This is a genomic window from Aquitalea sp. ASV15 (assembly GCF_016429115.1).
In the GTDB taxonomy this organism is placed as follows: Bacteria; Pseudomonadota; Gammaproteobacteria; order Burkholderiales; family Chromobacteriaceae; genus Aquitalea; species Aquitalea magnusonii.
Genome location: NZ_JAELTZ010000011.1, coordinates 12,277 through 31,855 on the forward strand (window position 1 = coordinate 12,277; position 19,579 = coordinate 31,855).

The 19,579-nt window shown below is 61.0% G+C and carries 20 protein-coding genes and 1 tRNA gene; 16 read left to right on the forward strand and 5 right to left on the reverse strand.

Annotated elements, in window-relative coordinates; all coding sequences use genetic code 11:
• Positions 1-11: 11 nt before the first annotated feature.
• On the reverse strand, positions 12-749 hold the full coding sequence (locus JHD64_RS06630; protein WP_199052669.1) for an ABC transporter substrate-binding protein: 738 nt from the start codon (positions 747-749) through the stop codon (positions 12-14).
• Positions 750-834: 85 nt separating this feature from the next.
• Here JHD64_RS06630 and JHD64_RS06635 point away from each other — a divergent pair, with 85 nt between their 5' ends.
• The 13 genes from JHD64_RS06635 to aroF all read left to right on the forward strand — a co-directional run bounded on the left by JHD64_RS06635 (position 835) and on the right by aroF (position 13,869).
• Positions 835-1,386, forward strand: a complete 552-nt coding sequence (locus JHD64_RS06635) for a hypothetical protein (RefSeq protein WP_199052670.1) — start codon at positions 835-837, stop codon at positions 1,384-1,386.
• A 44-nt stretch (positions 1,387-1,430) separates the two neighbouring features.
• Positions 1,431-1,506 (forward strand) — tRNA-Thr (locus tag JHD64_RS06640).
• Positions 1,507-1,701: 195 nt separating this feature from the next.
• On the forward strand, positions 1,702-3,369 hold the full coding sequence (locus JHD64_RS06645; protein WP_059287196.1) for an ABC-F family ATP-binding cassette domain-containing protein: 1,668 nt from the start codon (positions 1,702-1,704) through the stop codon (positions 3,367-3,369).
• Positions 3,370-3,602: 233 nt separating this feature from the next.
• The gene (gene gyrA, locus JHD64_RS06650) at positions 3,603-6,302 is read left to right on the forward strand and encodes a DNA gyrase subunit A (RefSeq protein WP_199052671.1); all 2,700 of its coding nucleotides are present in this window, start codon (positions 3,603-3,605) and stop codon (positions 6,300-6,302) included.
• The gene (locus JHD64_RS06655) at positions 6,299-6,763 is read left to right on the forward strand and encodes a PaaI family thioesterase (protein ID WP_199052672.1); all 465 of its coding nucleotides are present in this window, start codon (positions 6,299-6,301) and stop codon (positions 6,761-6,763) included. The genes gyrA and JHD64_RS06655 overlap by 4 nt, the downstream gene beginning before the upstream one ends.
• Positions 6,763-7,203, forward strand: a complete 441-nt coding sequence (locus JHD64_RS06660) for a PaaI family thioesterase (protein ID WP_059287199.1) — start codon at positions 6,763-6,765, stop codon at positions 7,201-7,203. The genes JHD64_RS06655 and JHD64_RS06660 overlap by 1 nt, the downstream gene beginning before the upstream one ends.
• 61 nt (positions 7,204-7,264) lie before the next feature.
• Entirely contained in the window at positions 7,265-8,350 is a 1,086-nt protein-coding gene (gene serC, locus JHD64_RS06665; RefSeq protein WP_110312876.1) for a 3-phosphoserine/phosphohydroxythreonine transaminase, read from the forward strand.
• A 115-nt stretch (positions 8,351-8,465) separates the two neighbouring features.
• On the forward strand, positions 8,466-9,689 hold the full coding sequence (locus JHD64_RS06670) for an MFS transporter (RefSeq protein ID WP_199052674.1): 1,224 nt from the start codon (positions 8,466-8,468) through the stop codon (positions 9,687-9,689).
• A gap of 132 nt (positions 9,690-9,821) precedes the next feature.
• Positions 9,822-10,409 carry an O-methyltransferase gene (locus tag JHD64_RS06675; RefSeq protein WP_199052675.1) on the forward strand — a complete coding sequence of 196 codons (588 nt, stop codon included), beginning with the start codon at positions 9,822-9,824 and terminating at the stop codon, positions 10,407-10,409.
• Between the two features lie 4 nt (positions 10,410-10,413).
• Positions 10,414-11,487 carry a prephenate dehydratase gene (pheA, locus tag JHD64_RS06680; RefSeq protein WP_059285678.1) on the forward strand — a complete coding sequence of 358 codons (1,074 nt, stop codon included), beginning with the start codon at positions 10,414-10,416 and terminating at the stop codon, positions 11,485-11,487.
• Between the two features lie 72 nt (positions 11,488-11,559).
• Positions 11,560-12,141, forward strand: coding sequence for a TIGR00730 family Rossman fold protein (locus tag JHD64_RS06685; protein WP_199052677.1), 582 nt, complete (start codon positions 11,560-11,562; stop codon positions 12,139-12,141).
• Between the two features lie 37 nt (positions 12,142-12,178).
• Positions 12,179-12,742 carry a hypothetical protein gene (locus JHD64_RS06690; RefSeq protein WP_059285680.1) on the forward strand — a complete coding sequence of 188 codons (564 nt, stop codon included), beginning with the start codon at positions 12,179-12,181 and terminating at the stop codon, positions 12,740-12,742.
• Positions 12,743-12,849: 107 nt separating this feature from the next.
• Positions 12,850-13,869, forward strand: a complete 1,020-nt coding sequence (aroF, locus tag JHD64_RS06695) for a 3-deoxy-7-phosphoheptulonate synthase (RefSeq protein WP_199052679.1) — start codon at positions 12,850-12,852, stop codon at positions 13,867-13,869.
• A 62-nt stretch (positions 13,870-13,931) separates the two neighbouring features.
• Here the strand turns inward: aroF and JHD64_RS06700 are convergent, their stop codons facing one another.
• The 3 genes from JHD64_RS06700 to dapF are packed head-to-tail and all read right to left on the reverse strand — an operon-like array spanning position 13,932 to position 16,015.
• Entirely contained in the window at positions 13,932-14,501 is a 570-nt protein-coding gene (locus tag JHD64_RS06700; protein WP_199052680.1) for a hypothetical protein, read from the reverse strand.
• A complete protein-coding gene (locus JHD64_RS06705) occupies positions 14,498-15,148 on the reverse strand; it encodes a DUF484 family protein (RefSeq protein WP_059285682.1) in 651 nt (216 codons plus the stop codon). Before JHD64_RS06705 ends, JHD64_RS06700 begins: the two co-directional genes overlap by 4 nt.
• Positions 15,149-15,184: 36 nt before the next feature.
• A complete protein-coding gene (dapF, locus tag JHD64_RS06710) occupies positions 15,185-16,015 on the reverse strand; it encodes a diaminopimelate epimerase (protein ID WP_199052682.1) in 831 nt (276 codons plus the stop codon).
• Between the two features lie 120 nt (positions 16,016-16,135).
• On the opposite strand from dapF, the gene JHD64_RS06715 reads away from it, so the two are divergent.
• The 3 genes from JHD64_RS06715 to JHD64_RS06725 are packed head-to-tail and all read left to right on the forward strand — an operon-like array spanning position 16,136 to position 18,073.
• Positions 16,136-16,726, forward strand: coding sequence for a TetR/AcrR family transcriptional regulator (locus tag JHD64_RS06715; protein WP_199052683.1), 591 nt, complete (start codon positions 16,136-16,138; stop codon positions 16,724-16,726).
• 44 nt (positions 16,727-16,770) lie between these two features.
• A complete protein-coding gene (locus tag JHD64_RS06720; protein ID WP_233170370.1) occupies positions 16,771-17,250 on the forward strand; it encodes a DUF4442 domain-containing protein in 480 nt (159 codons plus the stop codon).
• A gap of 10 nt (positions 17,251-17,260) precedes the next feature.
• Positions 17,261-18,073, forward strand: coding sequence for a crotonase/enoyl-CoA hydratase family protein (locus JHD64_RS06725; protein WP_199052684.1), 813 nt, complete (start codon positions 17,261-17,263; stop codon positions 18,071-18,073).
• 66 nt (positions 18,074-18,139) lie between these two features.
• Here the strand turns inward: JHD64_RS06725 and JHD64_RS06730 are convergent, their stop codons facing one another.
• Positions 18,140-19,342, reverse strand: coding sequence for a branched-chain amino acid ABC transporter substrate-binding protein (locus JHD64_RS06730; protein ID WP_059285687.1), 1,203 nt, complete (start codon positions 19,340-19,342; stop codon positions 18,140-18,142).
• Positions 19,343-19,579: the final 237 nt, after the last annotated feature.

The window sequence follows — 19,579 nt, forward strand, 5'->3', positions numbered from 1 at the left end:
GGATGATGTGCTTACTTGCCGTATTTGCGCATGATCTGTTCGATAAAGCCGTCATCCTTCATGCGGGCGAGGGCATTGGCGATCCGGGCCGCGGTTTCCGGCGGAAAGCGCGGGCCGGAGGCTATCCAGTTTTCGCTGCTGTAGATCACATTGCCCTCGACCGGCATGGTGCCGATTTGTTGCTGGTAGCTTGGCCTGAAGGTGGCCGTACTGCCCAGAAAGCTGCCGATGCGGCCGGCCTTGAGCATCTTGGCCATGTCGGGCAGCTGGCTTTGTTCGATTTGCTGCTGGCTCACGCCTTGTTGCGCCAGCCAGCTAAGCACGCTGGAGCCGGTGCGTACGCCGATGCGGCCTGCCGCAATGGCTTGCTGCAGGGTATGGCATGGCGCCGCCCCGTCGCGGGTGAAAAAGCGGAAATCAGTGCTGTTGATGATGGCAATCCAGTGAAACAAAGGCTCACGTTCCGGCGTGCGGGCAAAATAGATGATGATGGCGTTGCTGCTGTCGATCACCTCGCGCATGGCGCGGTTCCACGGGCGGATGCGGGTCTGTGGAATATAGCCGGCCCGGCGTATGGCTTCGCTGCCAATTTCCATCATCATGCCCGGGGTGGGCTGGTCTGGCTGGTTGCAGATGCTGGGCAGGTAGTCGCATTCCAGCAAGATGGTCTGGCCTGCTTCTGCCGCCCAGGCCAGGCAGGGCATGAGCGACAGGCAGAGTGCCAGTAGTGTGCTAGGTAAGCCGGGCATGAAGCGCGCTCCTTTGCGAAGCAAATGTCTTTAGCATTATTTATAAATGCCCGGCATCGATTTTGTTGGTTAATTGGCGCGGCAAATGCAAATTGAATGGACCGGGCGGCTGTGCGATGGAGCAGGGCGCGCAGGCGGCTGCGCAATCCGGCTGGGTGATGCAGCCAGCCAAGCCATGCTAGTATTGCCACCTTGCATCCATGTTCATCAAGCCAGATGGCCAACCATTAAGGGCCCAGACTTCACCATGAATCATTCATTTATCCGCACCGCCCTGTTGCTGGGAGCGCTGCTGCTGGGTGGCTTTGCCCACGCAGAAACCGAGGACATCCCGCTGCCGGGCGATGAGCAGAGCGCACCGCTCAAATCAGCCAAGAAGTCAGCGCATCATGCGCCAGCCAGCCAGGCCCATGCCGCCGGGGCGCAGCGCAAAGCCAGCAAACCGGCCAGCCGCAAGCATCACGCCGCGGGCAAGAAGCACCACCGCCAGCATGGCAAGCACGCTGCAGCCGCCAAGCACAAGCCTGCCAGCAAGATGACGGGCAAAAAAAATGCTGCCAAACCCGTTCATCACAAAACAAGCAAAAACAACAAGCTAGCGAAAAAGCCGGTCAGAAGGCATAAAAAAATGCACTGACAGGCTTGCCAGCCAAGGGGCAAGACGCTATATTGCAGCCCTTCGCCGGTGTAGCTCAGTTGGTAGAGCACCTGACTTGTAATCAGGGGGTCGCGAGTTCGATTCCTGCCGCCGGCACCATATTCCACGGGCCTTGTAGAAATACAAGGCCCGTTTTACATTTTGCTGCCTTGTCGGCGAATTCCGACAAAGGCTCTCCCAACCCCACTCCGTGCTTGCGGTATCGTGCTGGCCGCATCCTGGCCGCGCGTCGTGAAGTCTTGCGGCTCGCTCAAGTGAACTTCACCTCACTCTCATGAATGCGCAATTGACCCAATGATTATCCTGAAGAACGTGGCCTTGCGTCGCGGTAGTAAAGTGTTGCTCGACAATGCCTCGGTCACGCTCAATCCGGGCGAGAAAGTGGGGCTGGTTGGCCGCAATGGCGCGGGCAAGTCCTCCCTGTTTGCGGTGCTCAATGGCAGCCTGCATGAAGATGGCGGCGATGTGTCGATTCCGGCGCAATGGCGCATGGCGCAGGTGGCGCAGGACATGCCGGAGACCGAGCAAAGTGCCACCGATTTCGTGGTCGAGGGCGATACCACCTTGCTGGCGGCGCGGCTGGAAGTGGCCGAGGCCGAGGCGGGTGAAGACTATATGCGCATGGCGCATGCCTATACGGCGCTGAATGATGCCGGCGAACACGACGCGCCGGCGCGGGCGCAGTCGCTGATTCTGGGCTTGGGTTTTAGCGTGGCCGAGCTGAGTCAGCCGGTAAACAGTTTTTCCGGCGGCTGGCGCATGCGTCTGCAACTGGCCCGCGCGCTGATGTGTCCGTCTGATTTGCTGCTGCTGGACGAACCGACCAACCACCTGGACCTGGACGCGCTGGTCTGGCTGGAAGCCTGGCTGAAAAACTATGGCGGCACCATGGTGGTGATCAGTCATGACCGCGAATTCCTTGATGCAGTCACCAATGTCACCCTGCATGTCGACAATGCCAAGCTGGTGCGCTACGGCGGCAATTACAGCAAGTTTGAAGACATGCGTGCCGAGCAGATGATTCTGCAGCAGGCGGCGCAGGCCAAGCAGCAGGAGAAGATTGCCCATCTGCAAAGCTTTATCAATCGCTTCAAGGCCAAGGCCAGCAAGGCCAAGCAGGCACAAAGCCGGGTCAAGGCGCTGGAGCGGATGGAGAAGATTGCGCCGGTACTGGCCGAGGCAGATTTCCAGTTTGAATTCAAGGAGCCGCAAAGCCTGCCTAATCCGATGCTGACCATGTCGCAGGCCGAGTTTGGCTATCCGGCGGCAGAGGATGCGCCGGCGGGTACGCCGCCCACCGTGATCGTGCGTGGTGTCAATCGCTCGGTACTGGCCGGGCAGCGCATCGGCATCCTGGGGGCAAACGGGCAGGGCAAGTCGACCCTGGTCAAGACTGTGGCCGAGGCCTTGCAGGCCACTGGCGGCGAGATCATTCGCGGCAAGGGGCTGAATATCGGCTACTTCTCGCAGCAGGAGCTGGACGTGCTGCGCCCGCAGGATAATCCGCTGGAGCACATGTTCCGCCTGGCGCGCGACATTCCGGCCGCCCTCCGTCCGCCGGCCAATGATTGCCGCGAGCAGGGGCTGCGCAATTTTCTCGGCACTTTCAATTTCAGTGGCGACATGGTCAAGCAGCAGGTGGGCAGCATGAGCGGTGGCGAAAAGGCGCGGCTGGTGCTGTGCATGATCGTGTGGCAGCGCCCCAACCTGTTGCTGCTGGATGAGCCGACCAACCACCTGGACCTGGCCACCCGCGAAGCCTTGAGCGTGGCGCTGAACGAGTTTGAAGGTTCGGTGATGCTGGTGAGTCACGACCGCGCCTTGCTGCGGGCAGTGTGCGATGAGTTCTGGCTGGTTTCACGCGGCGGGGTGAAGGATTTCGACGGCGACCTGGATGACTATCAGGTCTACCTGCTGGAAGAGGCGCGTCGCCGCCGCGAACAGGCAGCCGGCAAGCGCTGAGCGGCGGTTGCACTACTGCAGAGGGGTCGCCATGGGCGGCCCTTTGTCATGGCTGGCCGCTGGCGGCTGCGCTGGCTTTTGCCACGGGCACACGGCTAAGTACCTGACGCAGCAGGCCGCCGCCGTGCTGGCAGCCATTGCGCCCGCCCCGCACGCGACAAGGCATGCGTAGGCGGGGTGGACGTGCTAGAATCTAGGCTATTTTTGATTCCTGAAAAGATAGCCATTTACCCATGACAGATCAGCTTTTCGCCAAGGAAACGATCCCAATCAGCCTCGAAGAGGAAATGCGCCGCTCCTACCTCGATTACGCCATGAGCGTGATCGTGGGCCGCGCGCTTCCCGATGTGCGTGATGGCCTCAAACCGGTACATCGTCGCGTGCTGTTTGCCATGCACGAACTTTCCAACGATTGGAACCGCGCCTACAAGAAATCGGCGCGTATCGTGGGCGATGTCATCGGTAAATATCACCCGCACGGTGACTCGGCGGTATACGACACCATCGTGCGCATGGCGCAGGACTTCAGCCTGCGCTACCCGCTGGTGGATGGCCAGGGCAACTTCGGCTCGGTGGATGGCGACAGCGCCGCCGCCATGCGTTACACCGAAATCCGCATGGCGCGCATTGCGCACGAACTGCTGGCGGATATCGACAAGGAAACCGTGGACTTCGGGCCGAACTATGATGGTTCGGAACACGAACCGCTGATCCTGCCGGCCAAGATCCCCAACCTGCTGATCAATGGCTCCTCCGGCATTGCCGTGGGCATGGCCACCAATATTCCGCCGCACAACCTGACGGAAGTGGTGGATGCCTGTCTGGCGCTGTTGGCCAATCCGGAACTGACCATCGATGATCTGATCGACATCATTCCGGCACCCGACTTCCCCACCGCCGGCATCATCTATGGCACGGCCGGGGTTAAAGAGGGCTACCGCACCGGTCGTGGCCGCGTCATCATGCGCGCCCGCACCCATTTCGAAGACATCGGCAAGGGCGACCGCCAGGCCATCATCGTCGACGAGATTCCCTACCAGGTGAACAAGTCGCGCCTGCTGGAGCGTATTGCCGAACTGGTGCGTGACAAGCAGATCGAAGGCATTTCCGATCTGCGCGACGAGTCGGACAAGTCCGGCATGCGCATCGTGATCGAGCTCAAGCGCGGCGAAATGCCGGAAGTGGTGCTCAATCACCTGTTCAAGCTGACCCAGCTGCAGGACAGCTTCGGCATCAATATGGTGGCCCTGGTCGATGGCCAGCCGCGCCTGCTGAACCTGAAGCAGATCATCGACGAATTCCTGCGCCACCGCCGCGAAGTCGTCACCCGTCGCACCATTTTCGAATTGCGCAAGGCACGTGAGCGTGGCCATATCCTGGAAGGTCTGGCCGTGGCGCTGTCCAATGTGGACGACATCATTGCCCTGATCAAGGCCTCGGAAACCCCGCCGGCCGCCAAGATCGCCCTGATGGCGCGCCCGTGGCGCTCCGAACTGGTGGAAGAAATGCTGTCGCGCGTGGACCAGAGCAAGGCCCGTCCGGATGGTCTGGACCCTGCCTTTGGCCTGCATGGCGATGGCTATCGTCTGTCCGATGCGCAAGCGCAGGCCATTCTGGAAATGCGTCTGCAACGCCTGACCGGCCTGGAGCAGGACAAGATCGTCGGCGAATATCGCGACATCATGGCCATCATCCTGGACTTGATCGACATTCTGGAACGTCCGGAGCGCATCAACCAGATCATCGGTGACGAGCTGTCCGCCATCAAGACCCAGTTCGGTGATGCACGCCGTTCGGAAATCGAGCCGTTTGGCGGCGACATCAATATCGAGGACCTGATCACCCCGCAAGACATGGTGGTGACCATTTCCCATACCGGCTACATCAAGACCCAGCCGATTGACGACTACCGCTCGCAACGCCGTGGCGGTCGTGGCAAGCAGGCTGCTGCCACCAAGGATGACGATTTCATCGACACCCTGTTCGTGGCCAATACCCACGACTACGTGCTGTGCTTCTCCAGCAAGGGCCGCTGCTACTGGATCAAGGTCTACGATCTGCCGCAAGGCGGTCGCAACAGCCGTGGCAAGCCCATGGTGAATGTGTTGCCGCTGGCCGATGGCGAGAAGATCAACGCCTTGTTGCCGATCAAGGCCTTCACCGATGCCGAAGCCGTGTGCGACGAAAATGAAGACGAGGAAGCCGCCGCCCTCAAGGCCAAGGGTCCGTTCATCTTCATGTGCACCGCCAACGGCACGGTGAAGAAAACCCCGCTGGAAGCCTTCTCCCGTCCGCGTACCGCCGGCATCATCGCCGTGCGCCTGGAAGAAGGTGACAACCTGATTGGCGTGGCCCTGACTTCCGGCAACGAGCAGATCATGCTGTTCTCCGACGGCGGCAAGGCCGTACGCTTCAGCGAAACCGACGTGCGTCCGATGGGTCGCACTGCCGCAGGCGTACGCGGCATGATGCTGGCCGAAGGCCAGCATGTGATTTCGCTGCTGGTCACCAATTCGGAAGAGCAGCAGGTGCTGACCGCCAGCGATGGCGGCTATGGCAAGCGCACCCGTACCGGCGAATTCCGTCATACCAGCCGCGGCACCCAGGGCGTGATTGCCATGGACCTGACCGACAAGACCGGCCTCAAGCTGGTGGCCGCCAGCCTGGTGGAAGACAGCGACGACGTGATGCTGATCACCACCGGTGGCGTGCTGATCCGTACCAAGGTATCGGAAGTACGCGAAACCGGCCGCTCGGCCCAGGGCGTACGCCTGATCAACCTGGACGAGGGTGAAAAGCTGATCGGTCTGGAAAAAGTGGCCGAAGGCGAGTCGGACGAAGAGGCTGAAATTGTTGATGGTGATGTGGTCGACGGTGAAGACAACGCCGCCCCGGCTGCTGACGCCGCCAGCGCAGGGGAAGCCGAGGCATGACGGCAACGCCTGCCAATGCGCAGGTGCTGGAGACGATGAGCGCGCTCTTCGTCTCCTTGCCGCACTGCGCCACCCTCGGTTTCCAGTACCTGGGCACCGAGGGCCGCAAGCCCACCCTGAAAGTGGAGTGGCGCGAAGACCTGGTGGGCAACCCGGCCAGCGGCACCATTCACGGCGGGGTGATCACCTCGCTGGTGGATACCACCAGTGCCGTTTCGGTCACCGCCTGCCTGCCGGACTTTGAAACCATTGCCACGCTGGATCTGCGCATTGATTACCTCAAGGCAGCCACGCCGGGCAAGGCCATCTACTGCCGGGCGGAATGTTACCGTCTGGCCAGCCAGATCGCCTTTACCCGTGCCGTGTGCTACCACGACGATCCGGCCGACCCCATCGCCCATGGCGTGGCCACCTTCATGCGTGAATCCAGCCGCGCCTCCATGCTGAAAGAGGGGGCGTGATGAGTGAATTCATGCAGCAACTGGCTGCCCTGCGCGATGACAATAATGTCGCCGCGCTGTGCGAGGCCATTCCCTATGCCCGCCTGATGGGGGTGGAAGTCAGCACGGGTGACGATGGCGAATTGCTGTTCCAGCTGCCGTTTTATCCGCGCAATGTCGGCAACACTGTCTTGCCGGCGCTGCATGGCGGGCTGATCGGCGGTTTTCTGGAAAATGCCGCGCTCTTGCACCTGATCTGGCATCGCGAATCGCTGGAAGCGCCGAAGATTGTCGATTTTTCGCTGGATTACCTGCGCTCCGGCCGTCCACAGACGCTATTCGCCCGCTGCGAGATCACCAAGCAGGGCAAGCGTGTGGCCCATGTATTGATCGAAGCCTGGCAAGAAGACCGCCGCAAGCCGGTGGCTGTTGCCCGGGCCCACTTCCTGCTCACGCAGTGACACACACCGGCATGGCCTGCCGGGTCATGCCGCAACATTGAAGCAATGACTGAGGACAGACATGGCCAAGGTGTATAACTTTTCTGCCGGACCGGCGGTATTGCCCCACGAAGTACTGGCTCAGGCCCAGAGCGAAATGCTGGACTGGCACGGCTCCGGCATGTCGGTGATGGAAATGAGCCATCGCGGCAAGGAATTCATGGAAATCATCCATGATGCCGAGCACGACCTGCGCGAGCTGATGCAGGTGCCGGCCGGTTACAAGGTGCTGTTCCTGCAGGGCGGTGCCTCCATGCAGTTTTCCATGGTGCCGCTCAACCTGCTGGGCGACAAACAGTCGGTGGATATCGTCAATACCGGCCACTGGTCCAAGCTGGCCATCAAGGAGGCGCGCCGTTATTGCCATGTCAACGTGGTGGCCAGCAGCGAAGACCGCAACTTTGCCTATGTGCCGGCAGAAGAAAACTGGCAGCGCGACCCCAACGCCGCCTATCTGCATTACACCTCCAACGAAACCATTGGCGGCCTGCAGTTCCCCTTTGTCCCGGCCGACCTGGGCGTGCCGCTGGTTTGTGACATGTCGTCTGACTTTCTGTCACGCGAAGTCGATGTCAGCAAGTTCGGCCTGATTTATGCCGGCGCGCAGAAGAATATCGGCCCGTCCGGCCTGGTGGTATTGCTGGTGCGCGAAGACCTGCTGGGCCGCGCTCGAGCCGATCTGCCGACCATGCTGAATTACCAGACCCACGCCGATGCCGACTCCATGTACAACACGCCGGCGACCTATCCCATCTATATCGCCGGCCTGGTGTTCAAGTGGCTGAAGCAACTGGGCGGGATCAAGGGCATGGCAAGCCGCAATGCGGAAAAGGCCGGCCTGTTGTATCACGCCATCGAGGCCAGCGAAGGCTTCTACCATACCCATATCGATGCACCGTACCGCTCGCGCATGAATGTGGTGTTCCGCCTGAAGGACGAGGCGCTGGAAGAAAGCTTTCTGATGGAAGCGCGCAAGAACGGGCTGATCCAGCTCAAGGGCCATCGCGTGGTCGGCGGCATGCGTGCCTCCATCTACAACGCCATGCCGATCGAAGGCGTCAAGGCGCTGGCCAATTTCATGCAGGACTTCGCCCGCCAGCACGGCTGAGCAGTATTGTTCTGCTGTGGCGACAGTGTGTGCAAAAACCCGTGTTCTACACGGGTTTTTTCTTGTGCGCGGCAGTCTTATGATGGATGACCATAACAATAGCGGAAATCATTCCATGGATCGCTCCCTCCAACGCTTGCTGCTCGCCGGCGGCCTGATCGTTTCGCTGGCCATGGGCGTGCGCCATGGCTTTGGCTTTTTCATGCCGCCCATGACCAGCGCCTTTGGCTGGAGCCGCGAAAGCTTCGCCTTTGCACTGGGCATGCAGAATCTGGTGTGGGGCATGGCCCAGCCCTTTGCCGGCGCGCTGGCTGATCGTCACGGCCCGGGCAAGGTGCTGCTGGGTGGCGGCCTGCTGTATGCCCTTGGCCTGCTGTTGATGACCGTGTCCGCCACGCCCACCCTGTTCAGCCTGTCCGCCGGTGTGTTGCTGGGCCTGGCCTTGTCCGGCACCACCTATAGCGTGATTTTCGGCGTACTGGGCCGTACCGTACCTGCTGCTTACCGCTCACGCGCCATGGGCCTGACCGCTGCGGCGGGCTCGTTCGGCCAGTTCGCCATGGTGCCGCTGGAACGCTCGCTGATCGATGGCCTGGGCTGGCTGCCAGCCTTGCTGGTGCTGGGGGCTTGCGCCTTGCTGATGCTGCCGCTGGGGCGTTGGTTGACCCGCCAGGCCGCCGCGCTGCCGCAAACTGCGCAGTCGCACAGTCATCCCCACTTGCTGCAAGGCATGCTGCATACCTTTGGCCGCGCCTGGACCGAGCCGGGTTTCCGCTTGCTGATGGCCGGTTATTTCGTCTGTGGTTTCCAGGTGGTGTTTATCGGCGTGCATCTGCCGGCTTATCTGCGTGACCACGGCATGGGTGGCAATGTCGCCAGCCTGGCCCTGGCGCTGATCGGCTTGTTCAATATTTTTGGCACCTTCCTGTTTGGCGAGGCGGGCAGCCGCTTTGCCAAGCCCCCCTTGCTGGCGGGCATTTACCTGGCGCGCAGCATTGCCATCGGGCTGTTTCTGCTGCTGCCCCTGTCCGTGCCATCGGTACTGGTGTTTGCCTCGGTCATGGGCTTTCTGTGGCTATCCACCGTGCCGCTGACCAATGGCGTGATTGCCAGCCAGTTTGGCGTACAGCATCTGGGCATGTTGTCCGGCGCAGTGTTTTTCTCGCACCAGGTAGGCAGCTTTCTTGGGGTGTGGCTGGGTGGCAAGCTGTACGACCTGAACGGCAATTACAATGTGGTGTGGGGCATTGCCATCGTGCTGGGAGTCATGGCCGCACTGGCCAACCTGCCGATCCGCGAGCGCGCTTCCGCCGCCTTTGCCGAGCGGGCAGCCACATGAAAACGGCTGGCTGGTTGCTATTGGCTGCCATCATTCTATTGGCACTGCTGGCCATGTATCAGCAGCCACGCTTTATCCTGTCTTTTGCCGATCTGATTACCGCTTGCTTCTGACAATAAAAAGGAAAGTCTCATGCTGACAAGTCAAGTGCTCTCCAGGCTGCAAACCATCTGGGAGCAGGGTGAACGCCACGATGCCGCGACCGGCGAACGGGCACAGAAAAACCTGTTCATCACGCCGGATACCGGGCGTTTTCTCTACCAGTTGCTGCGCCATGCCAATCCGCAATGCGTGCTGGAGATTGGCACCTCGAATGGCTATTCCACCCTGTGGCTGGCGCTGGCCCTGCGCGACCGCGCCGGCAGCATCACCAGCCTGGACATTCTGCCCGCCAAGCAGCAGCAGGCCGCCGCGCATCTGCAAGACTTTGCCCTGAGCGACAAGGTGACGCTGCGCTGTGAGGATGCTGGCGCTTATTTGTCGGCGCAGGCAGACAGTAGCGTGGATATGGTGTTTCTTGATGCAGACCGTAGCTGTTACGCCGCATACTGGCCGGCTTTATGCCGGGTTTTGCGGCCGGGCGGGCTGATCGTGGTGGACAATGTGTTGTCGCACGCCGCGGAATGTGCCGATTTCATACGACTGGTGCTTGCGACGGAAGGCTATCTCGCGGAAACTTACCAGATTGGAAAAGGCCAGTTTGTCATAGTGAAAGATTGATTACGTGTCAGAAGAACTGCTGAAGCAACACCGCGACGCCATCGATGCCATCGATGTGGAAATTCTCAATCTGCTGAATAGCCGCGCCAATCACGCCCGCGAGATCGGCGAAATCAAGGGCGGCGGCATCATCTACCGCCCGGAACGCGAAGCGCAGGTACTGCGCCGCATCCAGCAGCTCAACCCCGGCCCGCTGCCAAATGAAAGCGTGGCGCGGCTGTTCCGTGAGGTGATGTCGGAATGCCTGGCGCTGGAAAAGCCGCTGTCCATTGCCTATCTTGGTCCGGAGGGTACGTTTACCCAGCTGGCCGCCACCAAACATTTTGGTCATGCCGCACATACCGTGGCTTGCGCCTCGGTGGACGAAGCCTTCCGCCTGGTGGAATCGCGCGCGCTGGATTATGTGGTGGCCCCGGTGGAGAACAGCACCGAAGGCGCGGTTGGGCGCACGCTGGACTTGATGGTCAGCAGTCCCTTGCGCATCTGCGGTGAAGTGGTGCTGCGCATTCATCACCACCTGCTGCGCAAGCAGGAGGGGATGGCCGGCATTAGCCGCGTCTATGCCCATGCCCAGGCTTTGGCGCAGTGTCACGAATGGCTGAACAAGAACCTGCCGGACAGTGTGGAGCGCGTGTCGGTGGCCAGCAATGCCGAGGCAGCACGCCTGGCCAGCGAAGATGTCCAGGCGGCGGCGATTGCCGGTCAGGCGGCGGCCGAGCGCTATGGCCTGGTCAAGCTGGCGGAAAACATCGAAGACGAACCCAACAACACTACCCGCTTCCTGGTGCTGGGCCATCAGCAGGTGGGTGCCACCGGGCAGGACAAGACCTCCATCGTGGTGGCCGCCCCCAATCGTCCGGGCGCGGTGCACCAGTTGCTGGCACCGGTAGCCGACAATGGCGTCTCCATGACCAAGTTCGAATCACGGCCATCGCGCGCCGGCCTGTGGGACTATGTATTCTTTATCGACATGGAAGGGCATCACGACGATGCCAATGTCGCTACCGCGCTGGCCGGGCTGGCGGAGCGCACATCCTTCGTCAAGGTATTGGGTTCCTATCCGCAAGCCGTTTTGTAAGCTGATCGACATGCCATGCGCAGCCGGGCTGGAGCATCCACCCGGCTGCAGCTTTTTTGAGGAAGTGTAAAGATGAAGTCCGTTTGTCTGTTTTGCGGTTCCAACAAGGGCCAGCGCCCGGAATACATCGCCGCCGCCGCTGATTTTGGCCGCACGCTGGCCGAGCAGGGCATTACCCTGGTGTATGGCGCAGGCAAGGTCGGCCTGATGGGCGTGGCGGCCGATGCCGCACTGGCTGCCGGTGGCAAGGTCATCGGCGTGATTCCGGAATTCCTCAAGGCCAAGGAAGTGGCCCATCTGGGCCTGACCGAGCTGCATGTCACCGACACCATGCACCAGCGCAAGGCCATGATGGCCGAGCTGGCGGATGGCTTTGTGGCACTGCCCGGTGGCTTTGGCACATTTGACGAGCTGTTTGAAATCCTCACCTGGGCCCAGTTATCGGTACATGACAAGCCGGTAGGGCTGCTGGATGTGGCCGGCTTTTACCAGCCGCTGCTGGCGCTGACCCGGCATGCCGTGGCCGAAGGATTTGTCCCGGCCAGCAATATGGAATTGTTCAGCCACTCGCCCGACATCCTCACACTGCTGGATGCCATGCGCAGTTATCAGCCGCGCCACACCGCCAAGTGGCTTGATCTGGCCCATACCTGACCCCACCTGCAAGGCATCGTCATTCATAAAGCCCACCATGTGCGACAGTCGCAGTAAAACCATTGCCTGGCGCGTGAAGCGCATCGTGAGCGGCCCGCTGGTGCTGCTGGCAGCACTGCTTATCGCCTTTGAGGAATTCGCCTGGGACGAGCTGGCGGCGATAGTGGCCAGACTGGGCCGGTTGCCGCTGCTGCGCCAGGCCGAACGCTGGATTGCCAGTCGACGGCCAGCCATCGCCCTCAGCCTGTTTTTGCTGCCGGTGCTGGGCCTGTTGCCGGTGAAACTGATGGCGGTGTTGCTGATCGGCCGTGGCCATGCCTTGCTTGGCTTGCTGGTGATCCTGCTGGCCAAGGTAGTGGGCACCGCCATTGCGGCGCGCCTGTTCGAGCTGACCCGTGACCAGCTGCTGCAGGTGGCGTGGTTTGCTCGCAGTTATCAGGCTTTCCTGCGCTTCAAGGCTTATGTGTTTGAACGACTGGCCGCCTCGCGCTACTGGCAGGCCGTGCAAGCCTTGCGCCAACAGCTGCGCAACAGACGACCGGCGGTATGGATGCGGCTGGGACGCCGCCTGTCGCGTCAATGGCAGCATTTGCGCAAATAGCCGGCCGCCGGCAGGCCGCAGCGTTCTGGTAGAATCGGGCAGTCAAACCGTCAGGTTCCGTCTGCGCCTGCAGTGACAGGCCGGATCTTCCCTTGCAGGAACTCAGCATGATTATTGTGATGAAGCACCACGCCCCTGATGAATACATCCAGGCGGTAGTAGACAAGATTCGCGCCGCCGGATTGAGTGAACATGTTTCGCGCGGCACCGAGCGCACCATCATCGGCGCCGTCGGTGACGAGCGGGTGTTCAGCCCGGATGCCTTCGAGCTGATGCCCGGCGTGGAGCGCGCCATGCGGGTGGTGAAGGATTACCGCATTGTCTCGCGCGAGGTGCATCCGGCAGACAGCGTGGTGCAGGTGCGCGGCCAGGCTTTTGGCGGCCAGGCCATCCAGATCATTGCCGGACCAGCTGCCGTGGAAACTGCCGAACAGATGGCACAGTGCGCGGAACTGGTGAAGGCTGGGGCCTGCCGCCTGCTGCGCGGTGGCGCCTTCAAGCCGCGTACCAGTCCCTATGCCTTCCCTGGCATCGGTGTGGCCGGGCTGGAGCAATTGCGCCAGGAGTCACGCCGCCATGGCCTGCCCATGGTGAGCGAGCTGCTGGACGTGCGCATGCTGGAAACCTTTCTCGAGCTGGATGTCGACATGATCGAGATCGGCGCACGCAATATGCAGAATGTCGGACTGCTCAAGGAAGTGGGGCGGATCAACAAGCCGGTGATTCTCAAGCGCGGCCCGGCCGCCACCCTCACCGAGTGGCTGATGGCGGCCGAGCACATCGCCGCAGGTGGCAACCACAACATCATTTTCTGTGAACGCGGTGTGCGCAGCTTTGAGCCGAGCTATCGCAATATGCTGGATTTGTCATCCATCCCGGTATTGAAGCGTGAAACCCATTTGCCCGTCATCGTCGATCCCAGCCATGCCGGCGGCAAGGCATGGATGGTGTCCTCCCTGGCCAAGGCGGCCATCGCGGCAGGTGCGGATGGGCTGATGCTGGACATACACCCGGACCCGGCCAATGCCTGGTGCGATGGCGAACAGGCGCTCAATCCACAAGCCTTCCGGCAGTTGCTGGATGAGCTGGCGCCTCTGGCCGCTGCGCTGGGGCGCAGCCTGGCCTGAGCGGCAGGTTGAAAGGAAAAACCGGCCATGGGCCGGTTTTTTTATGAGCTGGCCGGTGTGTATCAGGTCCAGCCCAGTAGATAGGGAGCCAGCCAGGCCCCCAGCAGCATGCTGAGCAGCGGCGACAGCAAGGTGCTGGCCAGCAGCAGGCCCCAGCTGAGCTGATTACCGCCATTACGCTGCAGCACAACGGCAAACAGCCGGTATAGCAGATAGCTGAGCACCACCATCACCGGAGGCAGCATGACGTAGGCGGCCATCGGGCGCCAGTCCAGCAGCGGCGACAGCAGCAGGGTGCCCAGGCTCAGTGTCAGCTGCGAACAGAGCAGGGCGCTGATCAGCGGCGGCTCGCCGGGAAAACGCAGTCCGCGTCGCGAAGCCCTGGCCGTGGCCAGCAGCCAGATGGCGGCGCTGAAGGCCAGCCAGACATAGCAGTAAATAAAGGGCAGCCAGACCGGCCGCAGCACGGGGTAGGGTTCAGCGTGACGGAACAGTGCGGCCAGCATGAAATAGCCCGCCACGAAGGCCGTGATGGCCACCGGGCTGCGTGCCGCGATCTGCCGCCAGAGAATGTGCAGGTAGTAACTTACCAGCAGGAGAATCAGGATCCAGCCGCCCAGCGTTGCCGTCATGCCTGTCCCAGTACCCGCAGCAATGCTGCTGAAATGAGCTCACCCATCTGGGCCAGATAATGGGTGTGCATGTCGAAGGTAAAGCGCTGGGCGTCGTCACTGGCCAGCACCAGCAGGCCAAAGGCCGCGCCACTGGCATCGGTCAGCGGGATCTGGCTGAAGGACTGCAGCACCGGCGTGGCCGGGAACCAGCCCAGTACCTCGTCGTTGACATATGGCCCGCAGTAGGGGGCGGACAGATTGCGCGCCAATGCCTGCACTTCATGGCGGGCATTGAACAACGGGGAAGCCTCGGCAGCCGGATGCCACAGGCGCAAGGCCATGCGTTCCAGCGCGAAATCCTGCTGAAAACAGCTGGCCAGTCCGTCGGCCACCTGTTGCAGGGTGAGGCAGCGCTGCAGCGTCAAGGACAGACGGTGTGCGCTGTGGATGATCTGGTCGTTGGCCTCGCCGTGGCGGATGAGTTGATGCAGGCGCGCTTCCAGCTGACGGTTGCGGTCTTTCAGCTCCAGCATCTGCCGGTCAGCCAGCGACACCACCACGCGGTCCTGCTGTGCGGCAGCAGCGCGCAGCCCGAAGCGGTCGGCATGATGTTGCAGGAAGTCCGGATGATTCTCCAGGTAAGCCAATACCTCGTCGCTATGCATCAATCACATCCTTTTCTTGGGGGGTGGTCCGGCAGCTCAGACTTCGATTTCACCCTGGAAAACGGTCATGGCCGGGCCGGTCATGCGTACCGGCTGGCCTTCGCCATGCCATTCGATCTGCAGGTCGCCACCGCGGGTATGCACCAGCACTTTGGCATCCAGCAGGCCACGGCGAATGCCGGCGACCACAGCGGCACAGGCACCGGTGCCGCAGGCCAGGGTTTCGCCGGCGCCACGTTCGAACACGCGCAAGCGGATTTCCTGCCGTGACACGATTTGCATGAAGCCGGCGTTGACTCTTTCCGGGAAACGGTGGTGGGTTTCAATCAGGGCGCCCAGTTGCTGTACCGGTGCAGTATCGACACTATCGACCACCTGAACGGCGTGCGGGTTCCCCATCGATACCACGCTGATGTCGCAGCTGTAATCGGCGATGTCCAGCGGATAGGTAATGGCTTCGCCTTCGGCGACAAAGGGAATGTCTACCGGACGGAAGCGTGGCACGCCCATGTCGACCACTGCCTGGTTCTGGCCAAGGTATTCCGGAATGATCACGCCCTTGGCGGTTTCCACCCGGATGGCCTTTTTGTTGGTCAGTTTCTGGTCGCAAACGAATTTGGCGAAACAGCGCGCACCATTGCCGCATTGCTCCACTTCGCTGCCATCGTTATTGAAAATCCGGTAGCGGAAGTCGTTGTTTTCTGCGTGGGGAGACTCCACCAGCAGCAGCTGGTCGAAGCCGATGCCAAAGTGGCGGTTGCCGAGCTGGCGGATTCTGTCGGTATCCAGTGAAACGGTCTGTCTGACGCCGTCTATCACCATAAAATCATTGCCCAGGCCATGCATCTTGCTGAATTTGAGTCGCATCGGAAAAGGTCCGGTCTCAGGGTTGGCCAAATGCCTTCCATCATAACTGATACGCTAAGCCTGTCCAGCTTTCAGGGGTATTCGATTGACACCTTACTAACCAGTAAGTAGAGTTTCCGCATGAAACCTGCCGCCGACGCCAAGAACGATACCAGCAAACGCATTCTCGACATTGCCGAGCAGCTGTTGCTGACGCGCGGCTTCAATGCTTTCAGCTACCAGCACATCAGCTCGGAACTGGGAGTGCGCAATGCCGCCATCCACTATCACTTCCCGAAAAAGAGCGACCTGGGGGTGGCGCTGATCCAGCGTTATCGCCGTCGTTTCCAGCGCTTTGTCGATGCCCAGCACACGCTGGCTCCGCAGCAGCAACTGGAACGCTATTTCACCCTGACCGATGCCTACTTCGAGCAGGACCAGCAGATTTGCCCCAGTGGCATCCTGACCACCGAATACCAGACGCTGCCCGCCGAAATGCAGGCAGAGGCCAATGCCTTTGTCGACGAGATGCGCGACTGGGCGGTACGCATCGCCGCGGCGGGGAGGGACGATGGCAGCATGCACTACGCCGGCACGGCCGAGGCCATGGGCTTGCTGATGCTGGCCGCCCTGCAGGGCGGACTGCAGCTGGCGCGTACCGATCAGTCGGTATTGCCGGCACTGAAGCTTCAAATCCGGGCCTTGCTGGGCCTGGCCACACCACTTCCATGACATAACAAAGAGGGCTAACACGCATGGACTATCAGAAAAACAGCATGAGCCGCATCGCTGACAAGGTGGGGAAACTACCGCCTGGCCTGCGCAGCAGGGTGCTTTCCCTGTTGTTTGGCCGCCTGGTGCCGTTTCTGGCCACTTCCGGCCTGCGCTTCGAACAAGTGGGGCATACCCGGCTGACAGTATCCATCCGCAATCAGCGCAAGGTGCAGAACCATATCAAGGGTGTGCATGCGGCTGCCATGGCCTTGCTGGCAGAAACCGCCAGCGGCTTCGTGGTGGGGATGAATGTGCCGGATGACAAGCTGATGCTGCTCAAATCGATGAAAGTGAATTACACCAAGCGCTCCCAGGGTGATATGCGGGCCGTGGCCACCTTGAGCGATGCACAGATTCGCGACCTGTACCATATTGACAAGGGTGAAACCCTGGTTGAAGTGACGGTAACCGATGAGTCTGGCGAATCGCCCATTCAGTGCGAGATGGTGTGGGCGTGGATTCCCAAGAAACGGCCGCAATAAGGAGCAGGCGATGCAATGGCAGACCTTTAGCGTCGAACAGCAGGACAAGGTGGCACTGGTGCGCTTCAATCGCGCCGACAAGGCCAATGCGCTGAACCAGGCCATGTGGCTGGAATTGCAAGCGGTGATGGAGTGGGCGGATGCCGAGCCGACCGTGCGAGCGGTGGTGCTGGCCGGGCAGGGCCGGCATTTTTGCTCCGGCATCGATCTGGCCATGCTGATGGGCATCCAGTCGGTGATCGCGGATGATTGCGAAGGCCGCAAACGCGAAAAGCTGCGGCGGCTCATTTTGCAGCTACAGGACACCGTCTCCAGCCTGGAGAACTGTCGCAAGCCGGTGGTGGCCGCCATTCATGGTGCTTGTCTGGGGGGCGGGCTGGATATTGCGCTGGCGGCTGATTTTCGCTTTGCCGCAGCCGATGCGGTATTTGGCGTGCGTGAAGTGGACATCGGCATGGTGGCCGATGTGGGGACACTGCAGCGCTTGCCCGATGTGGTCGGGCAGGGCGTGGCACGGGAAATGGCGCTGACCGGACGCGATGTGGGCGCCGAAGAGGCGCTGGCCATCCGCCTGGTCAACCGGGTGTTGCCGGATGCCGACAGCGTGCTGGCCGCAGCACTGGAAAGCGCACGGCTGATGGCGTCCAAGTCACCGCTGGCGGTGCGGGGCAGCAAGGAAATGCTTAACTACGCGCGTGACCACAGCGTGGCCGACAGCCTGAATCATGTGGCCACCTGGAATGCCGCCATGCTGCTGTCAGAAGACATCCAGCAGGCCGGCATGGCCATGATGACACGCCAGGCCGCCAGCTTTCGCGACTGAGCTGGTGCTCTGCATGAAAAACGGCAGCTTTTGGCTGCCGTTTTTCTTTGGCGATCACGCAAATGCTTATTGCGCTGCACTGGCTGCTGCTGCGGCCGGCTTGGCTACCGATTCCCACTTGCCATTCTTGAGCTGATACAGGGAAACCGTACCATTCATGATATTGCCCTTGGGGTCGAAGGCGATTTCACCGGTCACGCCTTGCAGCTTGGTCTTGGCCACTTCCGGCAGGTACTTGGCCGGGTCGGCCGAGCCGGCACGCTTCATGGCTTCGATCATCACGCGGGTGGCATCGTAGGTGTACGGTGCGTAAGCCTGGATTTCGGCATTGAAGCGCTTCTTGAACTTGTCGTTGAAGGCAGCAAAGCCCGGCATGCTTTCCTTGGGAGCGCCAGCGCTGGAAGCGTAGCTGCCATCGGCATCCTTGCCGCCCAGCTTGCCGAATTCGGCAGTATTCACGCCGTCGGCGCCCATGAAGTCAGCCGTGATGCCCAGTTTGCGCATCTGCTTCACCATCGGGCCAGCCTGGGCATCCATGCCGCCGTAGAACACCAGATCCGGCTTTTCGCCCTTGATCGAGGTGAGGATGGCCATGAAGTCGGTGGCGCTATTGGTGGTGAATTCACGCTTGATCACCTTGCCACCTGCAGCTTCCACCGATTTGGCGAAGTCATCGGCCAGACCCTGGCCGTAGGTGGTGCGGTCATCGATGATGGCAATACGCGTACGCTTCAGGTCGCCCACGGCAAATTTGGCCAGCGCCTGTCCCTGCTGCTGGTCATTGGCAATGATGCGGAAGGTGTTCTTGAAGCCTTGCTCGGTGAACTTGGGGCTGGTCACCGAACCGGCAATCATCGGAATGCCAGCGTCGGAGTAGATTTTGGAGGCCGGAATCGCCGCGCCGGAGGTCAGGTGGCCGATTACACCGGCAACCTTGTTGTCGACGAAACGCTGCGCTACCTGGGTAGCGGTTTTCGGGTCGGCCTGGTCGTCTTCGGACACGACTTCAAACTTGACCGGCTTGCCGTCCAGCTTGAGGTTTTCTGCCGTGGCTTCTTCGGCTGCCAGCTTCACGCCATTGTCGGCATCGCGGCCCCAGTGGGCGAACGGGCCGGTCAGCGGATTGGCAGAGCCGATCTTGACGATGACTGCATCGCTGGCGGCTGCGCCGGCCGATGCGTTTTGTTGCGGAGCGGCTGCATCCTGCTTGCTGCAGGCGGCCAGTGCCAGTACGGCAGCGGTGATAAGGGTAATACGCGGGAGATACATGGAAATGCCCTGGTCTAATTAGAATTGGATAAGGGTCATTCGCCACGAAAGCTTTTGGCATTTCATGTCAGCACACCCCGGGGGTGGTGGGGTCTGTTGATGGCATGGACTGGATACAATCGACGCCACTGACCCGGACATTTTTGTTGTTCTGCAGCATTTCGTCAACCTTTGCGGCTGATCCAGATCAGCTTGCCGTCAAAATGGAGGGCTAGTCTTTGGCGGGAAGCATAAAAA

Bases quoted from the DNA above. Each gene is read 5' to 3' on its own strand.
- JHD64_RS06630 (WP_199052669.1), bottom strand. From the start codon at position 749: ATGCCCGGCTTACCTAGCACACTACTGGCACTCTGCCTGTCGCTCATG.
- JHD64_RS06635 (WP_199052670.1), top strand. From the start codon at position 835: ATGCAAATTGAATGGACCGGGCGGCTGTGCGATGGAGCAGGGCGCGCA.
- JHD64_RS06645 (WP_059287196.1), top strand. From the start codon at position 1,702: ATGATTATCCTGAAGAACGTGGCCTTGCGTCGCGGTAGTAAAGTGTTG.
- gyrA (WP_199052671.1), top strand. From the start codon at position 3,603: ATGACAGATCAGCTTTTCGCCAAGGAAACGATCCCAATCAGCCTCGAA.
- JHD64_RS06655 (WP_199052672.1), top strand. From the start codon at position 6,299: ATGACGGCAACGCCTGCCAATGCGCAGGTGCTGGAGACGATGAGCGCG.
- JHD64_RS06660 (WP_059287199.1), top strand. From the start codon at position 6,763: ATGAGTGAATTCATGCAGCAACTGGCTGCCCTGCGCGATGACAATAAT.
- serC (WP_110312876.1), top strand. From the start codon at position 7,265: ATGGCCAAGGTGTATAACTTTTCTGCCGGACCGGCGGTATTGCCCCAC.
- JHD64_RS06670 (WP_199052674.1), top strand. From the start codon at position 8,466: ATGGATCGCTCCCTCCAACGCTTGCTGCTCGCCGGCGGCCTGATCGTT.
- JHD64_RS06675 (WP_199052675.1), top strand. From the start codon at position 9,822: ATGCTGACAAGTCAAGTGCTCTCCAGGCTGCAAACCATCTGGGAGCAG.
- JHD64_RS06685 (WP_199052677.1), top strand. From the start codon at position 11,560: ATGAAGTCCGTTTGTCTGTTTTGCGGTTCCAACAAGGGCCAGCGCCCG.
- JHD64_RS06690 (WP_059285680.1), top strand. From the start codon at position 12,179: ATGTGCGACAGTCGCAGTAAAACCATTGCCTGGCGCGTGAAGCGCATC.
- aroF (WP_199052679.1), top strand. From the start codon at position 12,850: ATGATTATTGTGATGAAGCACCACGCCCCTGATGAATACATCCAGGCG.
- JHD64_RS06700 (WP_199052680.1), bottom strand. From the start codon at position 14,501: ATGACGGCAACGCTGGGCGGCTGGATCCTGATTCTCCTGCTGGTAAGT.
- JHD64_RS06705 (WP_059285682.1), bottom strand. From the start codon at position 15,148: ATGCATAGCGACGAGGTATTGGCTTACCTGGAGAATCATCCGGACTTC.
- dapF (WP_199052682.1), bottom strand. From the start codon at position 16,015: ATGCGACTCAAATTCAGCAAGATGCATGGCCTGGGCAATGATTTTATG.
- JHD64_RS06715 (WP_199052683.1), top strand. From the start codon at position 16,136: ATGAAACCTGCCGCCGACGCCAAGAACGATACCAGCAAACGCATTCTC.
- JHD64_RS06720 (WP_233170370.1), top strand. From the start codon at position 16,771: ATGAGCCGCATCGCTGACAAGGTGGGGAAACTACCGCCTGGCCTGCGC.
- JHD64_RS06725 (WP_199052684.1), top strand. From the start codon at position 17,261: ATGCAATGGCAGACCTTTAGCGTCGAACAGCAGGACAAGGTGGCACTG.
- JHD64_RS06730 (WP_059285687.1), bottom strand. From the start codon at position 19,342: ATGTATCTCCCGCGTATTACCCTTATCACCGCTGCCGTACTGGCACTG.